Annotated in this window: 11 protein-coding genes; 3 read left to right on the top strand and 8 right to left on the bottom strand. The window is 64.5% G+C overall.

The window, feature by feature from the left end; translation table 11 throughout:
* The first annotated feature begins 59 nt into the window (after positions 1 to 59).
* Positions 60 to 1874, top strand: a complete 1815-nt coding sequence (locus VVR41_RS02445) for a ribonucleoside triphosphate reductase (protein ID WP_368523514.1) — start codon at positions 60 to 62, stop codon at positions 1872 to 1874.
* Positions 1875 to 1895: 21 nt separating this feature from the next.
* Positions 1896 to 2588: an anaerobic ribonucleoside-triphosphate reductase activating protein gene (locus tag VVR41_RS02440; protein ID WP_368523513.1), complete on the top strand. Its 693-nt coding sequence runs from the start codon at positions 1896 to 1898 to the stop codon at positions 2586 to 2588.
* 126 nt (positions 2589 to 2714) lie between these two features.
* On the opposite strand, the gene VVR41_RS02435 is transcribed toward VVR41_RS02440, so the two are convergent.
* From VVR41_RS02435 to VVR41_RS02420, 4 genes are all read right to left on the bottom strand, one after another.
* Positions 2715 to 6713: a DNA-directed RNA polymerase subunit beta' gene (locus VVR41_RS02435; RefSeq protein ID WP_368523457.1), complete on the bottom strand. Its 3999-nt coding sequence runs from the start codon at positions 6711 to 6713 to the stop codon at positions 2715 to 2717.
* Positions 6714 to 6819: 106 nt separating this feature from the next.
* Positions 6820 to 10317, bottom strand: a complete 3498-nt coding sequence (locus VVR41_RS02430) for a DNA-directed RNA polymerase subunit beta (protein ID WP_368523456.1) — start codon at positions 10315 to 10317, stop codon at positions 6820 to 6822.
* A 371-nt stretch (positions 10318 to 10688) separates the two neighbouring features.
* Entirely contained in the window at positions 10689 to 11678 is a 990-nt protein-coding gene (locus VVR41_RS02425) for a DUF3068 domain-containing protein (protein ID WP_368523455.1), read from the bottom strand.
* Positions 11679 to 11720: 42 nt separating this feature from the next.
* Complete coding sequence (locus tag VVR41_RS02420) at positions 11721 to 13217, bottom strand: succinic semialdehyde dehydrogenase (RefSeq protein WP_368523454.1); 1497 nt, start codon at positions 13215 to 13217, stop codon at positions 11721 to 11723.
* A 93-nt stretch (positions 13218 to 13310) separates the two neighbouring features.
* On the opposite strand from VVR41_RS02420, the gene VVR41_RS02415 reads away from it, so the two are divergent.
* Positions 13311 to 14108, top strand: coding sequence for an SDR family oxidoreductase (locus VVR41_RS02415; protein ID WP_368523453.1), 798 nt, complete (start codon positions 13311 to 13313; stop codon positions 14106 to 14108).
* Positions 14109 to 14165: 57 nt separating this feature from the next.
* On the opposite strand, the gene rplL is transcribed toward VVR41_RS02415, so the two are convergent.
* From rplL to rplK, 4 genes are all read right to left on the bottom strand, one after another.
* Positions 14166 to 14555 carry a 50S ribosomal protein L7/L12 gene (rplL, locus tag VVR41_RS02410; RefSeq protein ID WP_321102967.1) on the bottom strand — a complete coding sequence of 130 codons (390 nt, stop codon included), beginning with the start codon at positions 14553 to 14555 and terminating at the stop codon, positions 14166 to 14168.
* 64 nt (positions 14556 to 14619) lie between these two features.
* Positions 14620 to 15141 (bottom strand): 50S ribosomal protein L10, encoded by a 522-nt coding sequence (rplJ, locus tag VVR41_RS02405; protein ID WP_368523452.1) that lies wholly within the window; start codon positions 15139 to 15141, stop codon positions 14620 to 14622.
* Between the two features lie 357 nt (positions 15142 to 15498).
* Positions 15499 to 16209: a 50S ribosomal protein L1 gene (gene rplA, locus VVR41_RS02400; protein ID WP_321102970.1), complete on the bottom strand. Its 711-nt coding sequence runs from the start codon at positions 16207 to 16209 to the stop codon at positions 15499 to 15501.
* Between the two features lie 77 nt (positions 16210 to 16286).
* Positions 16287 to 16715, bottom strand: a complete 429-nt coding sequence (rplK, locus tag VVR41_RS02395) for a 50S ribosomal protein L11 (RefSeq protein ID WP_321102972.1) — start codon at positions 16713 to 16715, stop codon at positions 16287 to 16289.
* Positions 16716 to 16761: the final 46 nt, after the last annotated feature.

Genomic DNA, 16761 nt, shown 5'->3' with positions numbered 1-16761 from the left:
ACCTTCCTTTGTCACACTCCATTCCATCCAACGTCACCACTCTCACTCCCCGTACACAGCTGCAGGATGGGGCCCGGGGGGCGTCGACAAGCGTTGGCGTCGCCTCCACTGTCGACGAATACCTCGAGCGCAACGACTGGCGCATTAACGCCAACGCCAACCAGGACTACTCCCTCGGCGGGTTGATTCTGAATGCCGCCGGCAAGATCTCCGCCAACTACTGGCTCGACGAGGTCTTCAGCCCCCAAGCCGGCACCGCACACCGCGAAGGTGACATCCACATCCACGACCTCGACATGCTGTGCGGCTACTGCGCCGGATGGTCACTGCGCCAGCTGCTCGAGGAGGGCTTCGGCGGGGTCGAGGGAACCGTGTCCTCGCACCCACCGCGCCACTTCTCCTCCGCCTGCGGCCAGGTGGTCAACTTCCTCGGCACGCTGCAGAACGAATGGGCCGGCGCCCAGGCGTTCTCGAGCTTCGACACCTACATGGCGCCGTTCGTGCGGCTCGACAACCTGAGCTTCGAGCAGGTCAAGCAGTACCTACAGGAGTTCGTGTTCAACTTGAACGTTCCATCGCGCTGGGGCACCCAGACCCCGTTTACAAACCTCACCTTCGACTGGGTGTGCCCCGCCGACCTCGCGGAGCTGACCCCGTTCATCGGTGGCGAGCCCGTCGACTTCACCTACGGCGAGCTCCAGGATGAGATCGACCTGATCAACCGCGCGTTCCTGGAGGTGCTCACCGAGGGCGACGCCAACGGCCGACCCTTCACCTTCCCGATTCCGACCTACAACATCACGCGGGACTTCGACTGGGACAGCCCCGGAGCGGAGGCGCTGTTCACCATGACCGCGAAGTACGGCCTGCCCTACTTCCAGAACTTCATCAACTCCGACCTGGATCCAGGAATGATCCGCTCCATGTGCTGCCGCCTGCAGCTGGACCTGCGCGAGCTGCTCAAGCGCGGCAACGGGCTATTCGGCTCCGCCGAGCTGACCGGGTCCATCGGTGTCATCACCCTCAACTGCGCGCGCTTGGGCTACCTCTACCGCGGCGACGAGGCCGGTCTCCTGCAGCGCGTGGAGGAGCTGGTGGAGCTCGGTGTCGAGACTCTCGAGCGCCGGCGCGCCTTCGTCAACGCCAACCTGGAGCGTGGCCTGTACCCCTACACCAAGCGCTGGCTGCCGAGCCTGGACAACCACTTCAGCACCATCGGCGTCAACGGCTGCAACGAAATGATCCGCAACTTCACCGGCGATGCCTACGACCTGACTGACCCGGAAGGCCACGCCCAGGTCGCACGTTTGCTGGACCGCATCAACGAGCTGCTGACGCAGGCGCAGGAGAAAACGGGCCACCTCTACAACCTGGAAGCCTCCCCCGCGGAGGGCGCGACCTACCGCTTCGCGCGCGAGGACCGCAAGCGCTACCCGGAGATGGTGCAGGCGGGCTCCGAGGCCGAGCCGTACTACACGAACTCCTCCCAGCTTCCCGTCTCACTGACCCCCGATCCCTTCGCCGCACTTGCCGCCCAGGAGGATCTGCAGAGCAAATACACCGGCGGCACGGTGCTGCACCTCTACATGGGCGCTGCGATGTCGTCGGCGAAGGCATGCGCGACGCTGGTGCGCCGCTCACTCGAGAACTTCCGCCTGCCCTACGTCACGGTGACGCCGACGTACTCGATTTGCCCGGACCACGGCTACATCTCGGGCGAGCACCCGGTGTGCCCGCACTGCGGTGCTAAGACTGAGATGTGGACGCGTGTTATGGGCTACTTCCGCCCCATGGACAGCTTCAACACCGGCAAGAAGGGCGAGTTCCACGAGCGCCAGTACTTCTCCGAAGCACGCGCGCAGCTGTCCAGCTAGTTGGTTGCGGTGAGCGACTCCATGCACCCCTTGCATCCCGCCCCCTACTCCGACGCGGGCACCGAGCCCCAGGCCCTGCGCCTGCCCCTGGCGGGGATCATGCCGTTTTCGGTGACGGATTGGCCAGACATGATCACCGTGACCGCGTTCACGCAGGGCTGCCCGCTGCGCTGCACCTACTGCCACAACCCGGGCCTTCAGGGCTACACGCCCGGTGAGCACACCTTCGCAGAGGCCCTCGCGCTCATGGACGAGCGCGCCACGCTTGTCGACGCCCTCGTCATCTCCGGCGGCGAACCCCTCGTCCACACGGGCCTGGGCGCGGCCATCGCGCTCGCCCACGCCCACGGGCACAAAGTGGGCCTGCACACCTGCGGCTACTCCCCCGCCCGCCTGGGCCGCCTCCTCGGCAACGCGGAGACGCGCCCGGACTGGATCGGCTTCGACATCAAGGCCCTGCCCTCCCACCTGCCGGCCGTGACGGGCGCCTCGGCCACCATGGCCCGAGGCATGTGGACGAGTCTGGACATGGTGACCGCCGCCGCGAGGGATTACGGGATGGGACTGCAGGTGCGAACAACTGTCTGGCCCGGCGGCGTGGTGGAACGCGACCTCCCCGCACTGGAAGCGGCCGCGCGGGAGCGAGGTGCTGAGCTCGTCGTGCAGTGGGCGCGGGGCTGCGACGCCGCGGGCAACTACATCGGTCCTGCGTAGAAGCCATGTGGCGCTAACCGGTAGTCAGCCCACCCAGGTAGCAGAAAGACAAAGGCCCTTGCCTCCCCAGTTCAGGGGAAGCAAGGGCCTTCGCTTTAGAGCAGACCTAGCTAACAGCCAGAGAGACTAGATCTGGTCAAACCCGTACTCGTCCAGCGGCACCGAGGCACCGGTGAACTCGCCGTAGCCGTCGTCTCCGTAGATGGAGTCGCCGAAGCTCGGGATCGAGTACGCGGCGGAACGCGCTGCCTCGGTCGGCTTGACCTGGATGTTGCGGTAGCGCGAGATACCCGTACCAGCCGGGATCAGCTTACCGATGATCACGTTCTCCTTCAGGCCGATGAGCTTGTCGGAGCGCTTGTTGATGGCGGCGTCGGTAAGCACACGCGTGGTCTCCTGGAAGGAGGCCGCGGACAGCCAGGACTCGGTAGCGAGCGAGGCCTTGGTGATACCCATGATCTCGGAGCGCATCTCCGCCGGCTGGCCGTTCTCCGCAACAGCGGCGGCGTTGACCTGGCGAGCCTCAGCGAGGTCCACGAGGGTTCCCGGCAGGAACTCGGTGGTACCCGAGTCGATGACGGTGCCGCGGCGCAGCATCTGGCGGATGATGATCTCGATGTGCTTGTCGTGGATCGACACACCCTGGGTGCGGTACACAGCCTGAACCTCGTCGATGAGGTGCTTTTCCACACCACGGCGGCCGAGGACCTCGAGCACGTCGTGCGGGTCAGCCGCACCGCGCAGCAGGCGGTCGCCGACGCTGACGTGGTCGCCCTCGCGCAGGGAGCGCTCGATCATGGCGTCCGGGTTGGACTCCATCGGGCGGCGCACCTGGGCCAGGCCCTGGCGCTTGGACAGCTTCTCGTACACGACGACGTCGGAGCCGTCATCCGGGTGGATGGTCAGCGTCCAGAAGTTGCCTTCGTCTTCCAGGGTGATCGTGCCTTCAACGGACGCGATCGGGGCGCGGTTCTTCGGCACGCGGGCCTCGAACAGCTCCTGGACACGGGGCAGACCACCGGTAATGTCGCCACCGACACCACCCTGGTGGAAGGTACGCATGGTCAGCTGGGTACCCGGCTCACCAATGGACTGCGCGGCCACGATGCCCACAGCCTCGCCGATGTCGACGAGCTTGCCGGATGCCATGGACTTGCCGTAGCACTTGGCGCACACGCCGGTCGCGGTCTGGCAGGTCAGCACGGAGCGGACCTTGATCTCGGCGACACCAGCCGCGACGAGGGCGTCGATACGCTCCTCGGTCAGCTCGGCGCCACCCTCGAGGATCACGTTGCCCTCGGCGTCCTTCGCGTCGGAGGCGAGCACACGGCCGGAGACGGTGGTCTCCACCAGCTCGTGACGAACCCACTTGTCGCCCACCTTCTCGGCGACCGGGACCTTGACACCCTGGTGGGTGCCGCAGTCGTCCTCGCGGACGATGACATCCTGCGCCACGTCGACAAGACGACGGGTCAGGTAGCCGGAGTCCGCGGTACGCAGAGCGGTATCGGCCAGGCCCTTACGGGAACCGTGGGAGTTGTTGAAGTACTCCATAACGGTCAGACCCTCGCGGAAGGAGGTCTTGATCGGGCGGGTGATGTACTCACCACGCGAGTTCACGACCATGCCCTTCATGCCGGCCAGGGTCCAGATCTGGCGCATGTTGCCGGCCGCGCCGGACTTCACGATCATCGGGATCGGGTTGTCGTCCGGGTAGAGGTCCTCCACGGCCTGACCCACCTTGTTGGTGGCGTCCTGCCACAGCTCGACCAGGCGGTCGTAGCGGTTCTCCTCGGTCAGCGCACCCTTCTCCCAGAACTTGCGCTCGATCTCCTCGGCTTCCTTCTCGTACTGCTCGAGGACCTCGACCTTGTTCGGCAGAACCAGAACGTCGGACATGGAGATGGTCACACCGGAGCGGGTTGCCCAGTAGAAACCGGCGTCCTTCATCTTGTCCAGGGTCTGCGCGACCGTGATCATCGGGTACTTCTCCACCATCGACTGGATGATGTCGCCGAGCATGACCTTGTCGGAGCCGCTGCCCTTACGGACCATCGCGCCTTCCTGGTACGGAAAGTTGAACGGAAGCAGCTCGTTGAACAGGATGCGGCCGAGGGTGGTCTCGGTCATCCAGGACTGGCCCTTCTCCCAACCGTTCGGGAACTGCTCTGCCTCGATCTCCGCGTTCGGGCGCAGGTGATCGATGCGCACGCGGATCGGGGCCTGCAGACCGAGAACGCCGCGGTCGTAGGCCATGATGGCCTCGCGGTAGGAGGAGTACACGCCCTGCTCCGGGCCGTTGTCGTCGGCAGGCTTGTAGGCACCCTCGCCGCCGATCTCGTTCTCACCCTTGAGCATGGTGAGGAAGTACAGGCCGGTCACCATGTCCAGGCGCGGCATAGCCAGCGGCTTGCCGGACGCCGGGGACAGGATGTTGTTGGACGAGAGCATCAGCACGCGAGCCTCAGCCTGAGCCTCGGCGGACAGCGGCAGGTGGACTGCCATCTGGTCACCGTCGAAGTCGGCGTTGAACGCTTCACAGGCGAGCGGGTGCAGCTGGATTGCCTTACCCTCGACGAGCTTCGGCTCGAAAGCCTGAATACCCAGGCGGTGCAGCGTCGGTGCGCGGTTGAGCAGCACCGGGTGCTCGGAGATGGCCTCTTCGAGCACGTCCCACACCTCGGGGCGCTGGCGCTCGACCATGCGCTTGGCCGACTTGATGTTCTGCGCGTAGTCGTTGTCCACCAGGCGCTTCATCACGAACGGCTTGAACAGCTCGAGAGCCATCAGCTTCGGCAGACCACACTCGTGCAGCTGCAGCTGCGGACCGACGATAATCACCGAACGGCCAGAGTAGTCCACGCGCTTACCCAGCAGGTTCTGGCGGAAGCGGCCTTGCTTACCCTTGAGCAGGTCAGACAGGGACTTCAGCGGCCGGTTACCCGGGCCGGTGACGGGGCGGCCGCGGCGGCCGTTGTCGAACAGCGCGTCGACGGACTCCTGCAGCATGCGCTTCTCGTTGTTCACGATGATCTCGGGCGCGCCGAGGTCGATCATGCGCTTGAGGCGGTTGTTGCGGTTGATCACGCGACGGTACAGGTCGTTCAGGTCGGAGGTGGCAAAACGGCCACCGTCGAGCTGGACCATCGGACGCAGCTCCGGCGGGATGACCGGGATGGCGTCCAGGATCATGCCGGCCGGGTCGTTGCCGGAACGCTGGAACGCGGCGACGACCTTGAGGCGCTTCAGGGCGCGGACCTTACGCTGGCCCTTGCCCTCGGCGATGATGGTGCGCAGCTCCTCGGCCTCGGCGTCGAGGTCGAAGTTGCGGATCAGGGTCTGGATCGCTTCGGCACCCATACCACCGGTGAAGTAGTCCTCGTAGCGGTCCATGAGCTCCTCGTAGAGGTTCTCATCGATGACCATCTGCTTCGGGGCCAGCTTCACAAAGGTCTGCCAGATCTCGTCGAGGCGGTCGACCTCGCGCTCGGCAGCCTCACGGATGTGGGTCATTTCCTTGTCGGCGGCCTGCTGGACCTTCTTGCGCGCAGACGCGTTGGCACCTGCGGCTTCGAGCTCGGCAAGGTCTTCCTCGAGCTTCTGGGCGCGCTCGGCGATCTCGGAGTTGGCGTCGGTTTCGACTTCCTTCTTCTCCAGGATCATCTCGGCCTCGAGGGTCGACATGTCGTTGTGGCGAGCCTCGTCATCAACGCTGGTGATGATGTTCGCAGCGAAGTAGATGATGCGCTCGAGATCCTTCGGAGCCAAGTCCAGAAGGTAGCCGAGGCGCGAGGGCACGCCCTTGAAGTACCAGATGTGGGTCACGGGAGCGGCAAGCTCGATGTGGCCCATGCGCTCACGGCGCACCTTGGACTTGGTCACCTCGACGCCGCAGCGCTCACAGATGATGCCCTTGTAGCGGACGCGCTTGTACTTGCCGCAGGCGCACTCCCAGTCACGAGTCGGGCCGAAAATGCGCTCGCAGAACAGCCCGTCCTTCTCCGGCTTGAGGGTGCGGTAGTTAATGGTCTCGGGCTTCTTGACCTCGCCGTGGGACCAGCGGCGGATGTCGTCGGCGGTGGCCAGGCCGATGCGAAGCTCGTCGAAGAGGTTTACGTCAAACACGTAAATTCCCTTTCACCTCCCCCGGACGGGGAGGATCGATGGTGGTTATGTCGTTGCGTTCTTCCGGGCGTCGTCAAGCACTCGCTTATCGACGCCCGCCTGGCGCTTACGCCGTGTCCGCCGCGGACCCCTCGTCGCGCGAGAGGTTAATTCCGAGGGAGGATCCGGCCTGGTCGTAATCGTCGTCATCACCGGACAGCTCCATCGGGACTCCGTCCGCGGTGAGGACCTCGACGTTGAGGCAGAGCGACTGCAGCTCCTTGAGCAGCACCTTGAAGGACTCGGGGATGCCCGGGTCAGGGATGTTGTCACCCTTGACGATGGCTTCGTAGACCTTCACGCGGCCCACCACGTCATCCGACTTGATGGTCAGCAGCTCCTGCAGGGTGTAGGCGGCGCCGTATGCCTGCATCGCCCACACCTCCATCTCGCCGAAGCGCTGGCCACCGAACTGTGCCTTACCACCCAGCGGCTGCTGGGTAATCATGGAGTACGGGCCGGTGGAGCGGGCGTGGATCTTCTCGTCGACCAGGTGGTGCAGCTTGAGCATGTACATGTAGCCCACGGAGACCGGGTACTTGAACGGCTCGCCGGAGCGGCCGTCGAACAGCACCGTCTTGCCGTTGGCGTCGACCATGACGTCGCCGTCGCGGTTCGGCTTGGAGTTCGCCAGCAGGCCGGCGATCTCCTCGTTGGTGGCACCATCGAACACCGGGGTTGCGGTGAGCGAGTCAGCCGGGACGTCGTAGAGGTGCTCCGGCAGGGTCTCGAGCAGCTTGGCGTTTGCCGGGTCGTCCGGGTTGACGGTCCAGCCGGCCTTGGCCAGCCAGCCGAGGTGGACCTCGAGGACCTGGCCGATGTTCATACGGCGCGGAACACCGTGGGTGTTCAGGATGATGTCCACCGGGGTGCCGTCAGCCATGAACGGCATGTCTTCCTGCGGAAGGATCTTGCCCACAACACCCTTGTTGCCGTGGCGGCCGGCCATCTTGTCGCCGTCCTGGATCTTGCGCTTCTGGGCAACGTAGACGCGAATCATCTCGTTGACGCCCGGGCTCAGATCGTCGTCGTCCTCGCGGGAGAAGCGACGCACAGCGATGACCTTGCCGGTCTCACCGTGGGGCACCTTCAGGGAGGTGTCGCGGACCTCGCGGGCCTTTTCGCCGAAGATGGCGCGCAGCAGGCGCTCCTCCGGGGTCAGCTCGGTCTCACCCTTCGGGGTGACCTTACCGACAAGGATGTCGCCGTCGCGCACGTCCGCACCGATGCGGATAATGCCGCGCTCGTCGAGGTCCTTCAGGACGTCCTCGGAGACGTTAGGGATCTCACGGGTGATTTCCTCGGCACCGAGCTTGGTGTCGCGGGCGTCGATCTCGTGCTCCTCGATGTGCACGGAGGTGAGGATGTCCTCCTCCACCACGCGCTGGTTGAGGATGATCGCGTCCTCGTAGTTGTGGCCTTCCCACGGCATGAAGGCAACCAGCAGGTTGCGTCCGAGGGACATCTCGCCGTCCTTGGTGCCGGGGCCGTCGGCGATGACCTGGCCGGCCTCGACGCGGTCGCCCTGGGAGACGATCGGGGTCTGGTTGTAGCAGGTGCCCTGGTTGGTGCGCTCGAACGTGCGCAGCATGTAGGTGTCCTGGATGCCTTCATCGTCCATGATGGTGATGAAGTCGCCGGTGACGTTGGTGACCGCACCCGTCTTGCGGGAGATCACGGTGTCGCCCGCGTCGTAGGCAGCGCGCTGTTCCATGCCGGTGGCAACGAACGGTGCCTCCGGGCGCAGCAGCGGCACAGCCTGCTTCTGCATGTTGGCACCCATCAGCGCGCGGTTCGCGTCGTCGTGCTCGAGGAACGGAATCATCGCCGTTGCCACGGACACCATCTGGCGCGGGGAAATGTCGAGGTAGTCGATGCCCTGCGGGCCGACGACACCGATGTCGCCGTCCTTGAGGCGGACCTCGTTGCGCTCTGCGGTGAGGGTACCGTCGGCAGCCATCGGGGTAGACGCCTGCGCGATGGCGTAGCGGTCCTCCTCGTCGGCGGTGAGGTAGTCAATCTGGTCGGTGAGCTTACCGTTTTCGACCTTCTGGTACGGCGTCTCGATGAAGCCGAAGGAGTTCACGCGCGCGTAGGAGGCGAGGGCGCCGATCAGACCGATGTTCGGGCCTTCGGGTGTCTCAATCGGGCACATGCGGCCGTAGTGAGACGGGTGCACGTCGCGGACCTCGATGCCGGCGCGCTCACGCGACAGACCGCCCGGACCCAGCGCGGACAAACGGCGCTTGTGGGTCAGGCCGGACAGCGAGTTGTTCTGGTCCATGAACTGGGACAGCTGGGAGGTACCAAAGAACTCACGGATCGCCGCGGAAACCGGGCGAACGTTGATCAGTGAGGTCGGGGTGATCGACTCCGCGTCCTGGGTGGTCATGCGCTCACGCACGACGCGCTCCATGCGGGACAGACCAACGCGGACCTGGTTCTGGATCAGCTCGCCGACGGTACGCAGACGGCGGTTGCCGAAGTGGTCGATGTCGTCGGTACTGATCGGCACGGTCTCACCGGTCGGGGAGGTCATCTCAGACTCACCCGCGTGCAGACGCACGAGGTACTCGAGGGTGGTGGCGATGTCCTCTTCGGTCAGGGTCATCAAACCGTCGTGGTCGCCGCCGAGGCCGAGCTTACGGTTGACCTTGTAGCGGCCCACGCGGGCCAGGTCGTAACGCTTCGCGCGGAAGAAAGAGTTCTCGAGCAGGGACTGCGCGAGATCGCGGGTCGGCTGCTCTCCCGGGCGCTGCTTACGGTAGATCTCCAGCAATGCCTCGTCGGTGTTGGCAACACCGTCGGACTCCAGGGTGGACATCATGATCTCGGAGAAGCCGAAGCGCTCCGTGATCTGCTCGGTGGTCCATCCCAGCGCCTTGAGCAGCACGGTCACCGGCTGGCGGCGCTTGCGGTCGATGCGCACACCGACGGTGTCGCGCTTATCGACGTCGAACTCGAGCCACGCACCGCGCGAGGGGATGACCTTCACGGAGTGCAGCGGACGCTCGGTGGACTTGTCGATGGTCTCGTCGAAGTAGACACCCGGGGAACGCACGAGCTGGGACACAACCACGCGCTCGGTGCCGTTGACGATGAAGGTGCCCTTGTCGGTCATCAGCGGGAAATCGCCGATGAACACCGTCTGGGACTTAATCTCCTGGGTGTCGTTGTTAATGAACTCCGCCGTCACGTACAGCGGCGCGGAGTAGTTGATGTCCTTGTCTTTACACTCATCAATGGTGTACTTGACGTCCTCGAAACGCGGCTCCGACAGGGACAGGCTCATGTTGCCCGAGTAATCCTGGATCGGCGAGAGCTCCTCGAGGATGTCCTCGAGGCCACTCGTTACGCGCGCGGCGTCGCCGCGCACGGCCTGCTCGCGCTCGCGCCACTCGTCGGTGCCGACGAGCCATGCGAACGATTCAAGCTGAACGTCAAGAAGCCCCGGAACAGTGATCGGTTCATCGATCTTCGCAAACGAGTAACGCTGCGGAGCTCCGGGAACATTAGCCATTGACATGGTCTGGTGGGAGACTGCCAAGTTGGGTCCTTCCAGCACCTCACGCGGACCCGGCCACAAAACTGCTCTGGCTTACAGTGTGGACGGCATTTCCGCTGGATAAGTTAGCATTCGGTCTGCTATGGAAGATCCGCCCCGAGAAAGCACAAAGCCACCTTGTCAAAACGACGTGTCCACCCTTTCGGGCCCCACCGTTCTAACAAGGTTCTTCAGCATGCCGGAGACGGCTTCCAGCGCAACGTCTTACCTTATACAAATGCGCGCGCATTGTAAAGACCTTCTCCACGGCGCACAACCCCCGATGTGCAGACCCAACGCAAGCCCCGCCTGCCGTCAGTGTCGCGGGTGACTCACTTGCCGGGAACTCTACCACCGACTGCGCGCGGGACGACAACCTCACGCGCTACGCGCTAGGCTCGCGCGCTGCCCTGGCGCCGATGCGCACCGGCGGTGTCGCCGCTTTGCGCACGTCGCGAGCGGTTGAACACACCCAGCGCCCCGAGGACCCCGGCGAGGGTGAGAACGGAACCCAGCCCGATCACACCGAGTGTGAGCGCGCGGGACTGCGCCATGGAAAACACCGTGCCGAGCTGCTGCGCGAGCGCGGCAGCCTGCGCCGGATCCATGGTGGCGTCGTAGGCAACAATGTCCTGTAGACGCCGGGCTTGGGCGTCACCGTAGAAATCGTCGACTGACTCGCTGATGTCCACGACCAAGCCGGAGACCTGGTCCACCGTCAGCTCACGCTCGGCGGAGTGGAAGTAGAAGGCGCGGATTGGCTCGTCATCCGGGCCCTGGAGCGTCATGGTGTTGCGCATGTCCGCGTAGGTCAGCGCGACGTTGGTCGGCGGGATCGTCTGGGTGAAGGTGTAGACCTCGCGCCCGCCGAGGGTGCCCTCCCCCGCGAACTCCGCTGGCGCGGTGGCGCGCAGCACGGGGTCGAAGACCTCGTAGGTCTGCTCCTGCACGTTCGTGGGGAACTTCAGCCAGTGGCCCGCCCCGCTCACGGTTGTCTCCGGCATCCCCATGACAGTCTGCAGGCGCATGTCCCCGACCGGCTCACCGCTGGTGCGGTCGAGCGCGTAGGTCCACGTGGTCGCGGTGACCAGGTTGTCGAAGTCGCTGCCGGCGTCCCCGGCACGCAGGGTGTCGCCGATGCGCACGCTGGCAGTTTCGGCATCGGCGGGGTTCTGCACCTCCATGTGCAGCTGGCGGGTCACCGGTGCCGGCTCGCCGAGGTAGCTCCCGTCTGTGTCCTTCAGCGTCCACGTCGTGTTCTCTAGAGCCAGCGGCAGCCGCCCGTCCCCGATGAGGAACCGGGGCGCAACAAGCCCGGCGACGATCAGCGCGATGCCGACGCCAGCGAGGAGGGTGGCGACAATGCGGGAGGTAGACTGCATAACCGCCGATACTATCGCACCCGCTTCTCGGGCATTGCTGCCCTACCGCAGGATGTCGCGACCGAGCTTGAGCGTTGTGGCCAAGATATTCGCCCACTTATCCCGGGGAATGCCGTTGTCCATCATGGTTGTAAACCGGGTTTCGGTGACGTTGCGCGCCTCGGTGTACTTGGTCAACCCGCCGTCGCCGTGGCGCCGGCCCGCGCCCGACTTCTTCCAGCCGCCCATGGGGGCGTCGATAGCTGACCATGCTGGCGCGTATCCCTCGTTGATGTTGACGGTGCCGGTGCTGAGCTGCCGCGCGATCGCGTGCCCGGTCGCCGACGACGCCCAGACCGACGAGTTCAACCCGTACTCGGTGTCGTTGGCGCGCTCGATGGCCTCCGCGTCGGAGTTGACCACCTCGATGTAGACCACGGGGCCGAACACCTCGGAGCGGTGGAGCTCCGCGGACTCTGGGACGTCGGTGAGCACGGTCGGGGCATAGAAGGCGTCGCCAAGCTCGCGCAAGCGCCGTCCGCCTGCGAGCACGGTCGCGCCCTTGCTCACCGCGTCGGTGACGAAGCGGTCGATCTCCTCGGTGTGCTCGACGGAGATCTGCGAGCCCATGTCGATATCCCAGTCCCTGCCGGGTCCGACGCGCATCGCCTGCACCCGCGCGACGAACTGGCTGATGAACTCGTCGGCCACCGCGCGGTGCACGTACATCCGCTCGATGGAGATGCACAGCTGCCCGGAGTTGCCGAAGCAGGCCAGCCACGCTCCCTCGGCGGCGCGCCGGACATCGGCGTCGTGGGCGACGATCATCGCGTTTTTCCCACCGAGCTCCATGGAGTAGTCGATCAGACGTCCCGCCGCCTGCTGGGCGAGCTTCTCTCCCGTCGCCGTCGAACCGGTGAACATCAGGTAGTCGCACTTTTCCACGATGGCTTGACCAACCTCGGAACCAGTACCCGTGACCACCTGAAACACCTCGTCCGGCAGTCCAGCTTCGCGCAGCAGCTCCACGCCGGCGAGCGAAGACAGAGGGGTCTTGGCATCGGGTTTGAGCACGACGGCGTTGCCGGCCATCAGGGCAGGAATCGCATCCGAGATCGACAAGGCGAGCGGGTAGTTGAACGGGGCAATGATGCCCACGACACCCTTCGGTGGGCGCTGCTCGCGGGTGGTTGTCAGACCGGGGAGGACCGACCTGCGGCGCTGTTCTTTCAGCAGGGCGCGTGCCCGGTATCCGTAGTGGCGCGCCGTCAGCGCGACGTCGAGCACCTCCTCGAGCGCGGAGAGTCGGTTCTTGCCGTTCTCGTCCTGAATCGTATCCATCAACCGTTCGCGGTTGTCCAGGATGAGATTGTGGAACCGCAGCATGATCGCGCGGCGCTCCCACACGCTCGTCTTCGCCCAGCGCAGTTGCGCGCGGCGGGCACGCTGGAAGGCTTCATACGTGTCTTCTGTCGTGTGCGCGGGCACCACCCCGACATGTTCCCCGGTGGCCGGATTGGTGATCTCGATCGACGTTCGCTCAGAGACTGGCTGGGACATGCGGATCGCTCCCTCGTGTCGGCAGTGTGATAGGCCCCGATGCTACACCTGTGATGTGCGCTACATCTAGAGCCAGAATCTATAGTCGGCGTCATGACAGCTCAACGAATCCGCACAGAACACAAGAGCCTCTTCATCTCCGGCGCAGCCTCCGGCATCGGAAAGGCGACAGCCCTGCGCATGCTCGCACGCGGTTGGATCGTCGGCTGCTACGACATCGCAGACGTCACGTGGCAGGACGAGGCAACCGCTCTGCCCGGCACACTTGTTACCGGCCACCTCGACGTGCGCAACTGGGACGACTGGGAGGCGGCGCTGGCGGACTTCACATCCCACACGGGCGGCACACTCGACGCATTCTTCAACAACGCCGGTGTCATCATCGACGGCCCCCTCGCCGAGCAGGATCCGGAGAAGATCCAGTGGCTGGTGGACATCAACTGCGTGGGCGTCACCTACGGCGCGCGGGCCTGCCACCCCTATCTGAAGCGCACCCGCGGCGCGGTCATGGTCTCCATGTGCTCGGCCGCCGCGCTGTTCGGCCAGCCCGAGGTGTCGACGTATTCCTCATCAAAGTTCTACGTCAACGGCCTAACCGAAGCGCTGGCGCTTGAGTGGGCCCGCGACCAGATCCGCGTGCACGACCTCATGCCCTTGTGGGCGCAAACATCCATTTCAGCTGTCGACGCCCGGTCCGTGCGCACCCTCGGCGTGCGGCTCGTCCCGGACGACATCGCGGCAGTTGCCGAAAGGGTCTTCACCACCCGCAACCTGTATTCGAAGAGGAAGCTGCACCACACCGTCAGTGCGGCGGATACCTTTTTCAAGGTGTTGTCCGACTTCGCTCCCGACATGGTGCGGCGCTACGTGGCAAAGATCGTCGTGGGATAGGCGCACGAAAAACTCCCCACACCGTCAACGGTGCGGGGAGTCTAAGAAGCAGCGAGATTACTTAAGGGTGATCTTCGCGCCGGCCTCTTCGAGCTTAGCCTTGGCAGCCTCAGCGTCGTCCTTGTTTGCGCCCTCGAGGATGGCCTTCGGTGCACCCTCGACCATTTCCTTGGCGTCCTTCAGGCCGAGGCCCGGAACGAGCTCGCGGACAACCTTGATGACGCCGATCTTCTTGTCGCCGGCATCCTCGAGGATGACGTCGAACTCGTCCTTCTCCTCAGCAGCGCCAGCGTCGCCGCCAGCCGGAGCGCCTGCAGCGGCAACTGCGACCGGAGCAGCAGCGGTGACGTCGAAGACCTCTTCGAACTCCTTCAGGAACTCGGAAAGCTCGATAAGGGTCATTTCCTTGAACTGCTCAATGAGCTCATCCTTGGACAGCTTAGCCATGATGGCTTCCTTTCTTTAGTGGGCCGGAGTGCGGCCCGGGTGTGTATGTCTCGGTGTGCGTTTGTTACGCAGCGTCGCTCTGCTTGTCCTGCAGTGCAGCAACAAGGCGGGCGGTCTTGGATGCCGGAGCCTGGAACAGGCCGGCAGCCTTTGCCAAGGAGCCCTGGAAGGCGCCAGCAATCTTGGCGAGGGTGGTCTCGCGGTTGTCCATCTCAGCGATGGCGTCAACCTGAGCGGCGTCGAGGACGTTGCCGTCCATGTAGCCACCCTTGATCACGAATGCCTCGTGACCCTTGTTGAACTTCTTCATGACCTTGGCTGCGTCGACAGCCTCGCCCTTGATAAAGGCGACGGCGGTCGGGCCGGTCAGAAGCTCATCGAGACCCTCGATGCCATTCTCGTTTGCGGCGATCTTGACGAGGGTGTTCTTGGCGACGTGGTACTCGACATCGAAGCCCAGCTCACCGCGCAGCTCCTGGAGCTGACCCACGGTCAGGCCGCGGTACTCGGTGAGAACGATGGAGCTAGCCTCCTGGAACTTGCCCTTGAGGACCTCGAGTTCCTGAACACTCTTCGGGTTTGCCATGACGCACGCCTCCTTCCAATTACGTCTTGTCCTTCAATCCGCCGGGACACAAAAAGTGCCCCGTGCAGAAGCACGAGGCACCGGAAAGGTAGGCCACGTTTCTCCTGCGTGGGCCGTTCCTTGGAGGGGAATCCTTCGGCCCTGGCTAACCAGGGCGACCGACGGTCTTCGGTGAAACTTGAGCTCGGGGCGCTTGCGCGGCCCGTTCAAACTTCGGTCGCTAACTCTAGCGCGATAGCACCCACGAAACCAAATCGTGGTTCGCTCCTCGCTTATCGACGCCCACCCGCCAACGACAACAGCCCCCGACCATCGGCCGGGGGCTGTTGTTACTAGGCGCTTATGTAGCGCGAGCGCTTACGCCTTGGTGGCGTAACCCTTCTGCACGGACGGGTCAACCGGAACGCCCGGGCCCTGGGTTGCGGAGAGGGTGATCTTCTTCAGGTAGATGCCCTTGGAGGACGACGGCTTCAGACGCAGCACCTCGTCGAGCAGAGCGCCGTAGTTCTCGGCGAGCTGCTCAGCGGTGAAGGAGGCCTTGCCGATGATGGCGTGCAGGTTTGCAGCCTTGTCCACGCGGAAGGAGATCTTGCCGCCCTTGACATCCTGGATCGCCTTGGCGACGTCCGGGGTGACGGTGCCGGTCTTCGGGTTCGGCATCAGGCCGCGGGGGCCGAGGACGCGGGCGACGCGACCGACCTTGGCCATCTGGTCCGGCGTCGCGATGGCGACGTCGAAGTCGAGCTGGCCGTTGTTGATCTGCTCGATGAGCTCGTCGGTGCCGACGATGTCCGCACCGGCTTCCTGAGCCTGGGTTGCCTTCTCGCCCTCGGCGAAGACGGCGACGCGGACGGTCTTACCGGTGCCGTTGGGCAGGGAGACGGTGCCGCGGACCAGCTGGTCAGCCTTGCGCGGGTCAACGGACAGGCGCATTGCAACGTCGATGGTCGCGTCGTACTTGTCAGACGCGGTGTCCTTTGCCAGGTTCGCGGCGTCGAGCGGGTGGTAGAGAGCGTCGCGGTCGACCTTTGCGGCCATCTCCTCGTAACGCTTGGACTTCTTTGCCATGTTGGCTTCCTTTCCTGTTTAGGTAAACAGCGGGAGTTGTGGTGCGGGCCTGGCCGGCCCTGCCACGTTAGGAGTGGTTACTTCTTGACCTCGATGCCCATGGAGCGGGCGGTACCGGCGATGATCGCGGCGCCAGCCTCGATGTCGCGGGCGTTGAGGTCAGCCTTCTTGGTCTCGGCGATCTCCTTGCACTGGTCCCAGGTGACGGAGCCGACCTTCTGGGTGTGCGGGACGCCGGAGCCCTTCTGCAGGCCGGCGGCCTTGAGCAGGAGGCGAGCTGCCGGCGGGGACTTCAGGATGAAGTCGAAGGAGCGGTCTTCGTAGACCGTGATCTCGACCGGGATGATGTTGCCGCGCATGGACTCGGTGGCAGCGTTGTACGCCTTGGTGAACTCGACGATGTTAACGCCGTGCGCACCGAGGGCCGGACCGACCGGCGGTGCCGGGTTCGCCATGCCTGCCTCGATCTGCAGCTTGATCAGGCCAGTGACCTTCTTCTTTGCCATCGAATTACCTCAATTCCTTGGTACGGCCCCCGGCCACGATGCACTG

Source organism: Corynebacterium sp. LK2510 (genome assembly GCF_040946405.1).
In the GTDB taxonomy this organism is placed as follows: Bacteria; Actinomycetota; Actinomycetes; order Mycobacteriales; family Mycobacteriaceae; genus Corynebacterium.
Note: the sequence above shows the minus strand (reverse complement) of the source record. Positions and strands in the feature narration are given on the sequence as shown.

What these genes read in the sequence shown, in the direction of transcription:
- VVR41_RS02440 (WP_368523513.1), top strand. Translation starts at nt 1,896, where the DNA reads ATGCACCCCTTGCATCCCGCCCCCTACTCCGACGCGGGCACCGAGCCC.
- VVR41_RS02425 (WP_368523455.1), bottom strand. Translation starts at nt 11,678, where the DNA reads ATGCAGTCTACCTCCCGCATTGTCGCCACCCTCCTCGCTGGCGTCGGC.
- VVR41_RS02420 (WP_368523454.1), bottom strand. Translation starts at nt 13,217, where the DNA reads ATGTCCCAGCCAGTCTCTGAGCGAACGTCGATCGAGATCACCAATCCG.
- VVR41_RS02415 (WP_368523453.1), top strand. Translation starts at nt 13,311, where the DNA reads ATGACAGCTCAACGAATCCGCACAGAACACAAGAGCCTCTTCATCTCC.
- rplL (WP_321102967.1), bottom strand. Translation starts at nt 14,555, where the DNA reads ATGGCTAAGCTGTCCAAGGATGAGCTCATTGAGCAGTTCAAGGAAATG.
- rplJ (WP_368523452.1), bottom strand. Translation starts at nt 15,141, where the DNA reads ATGGCAAACCCGAAGAGTGTTCAGGAACTCGAGGTCCTCAAGGGCAAG.
- rplA (WP_321102970.1), bottom strand. Translation starts at nt 16,209, where the DNA reads ATGGCAAAGAAGTCCAAGCGTTACGAGGAGATGGCCGCAAAGGTCGAC.
- rplK (WP_321102972.1), bottom strand. Translation starts at nt 16,715, where the DNA reads ATGGCAAAGAAGAAGGTCACTGGCCTGATCAAGCTGCAGATCGAGGCA.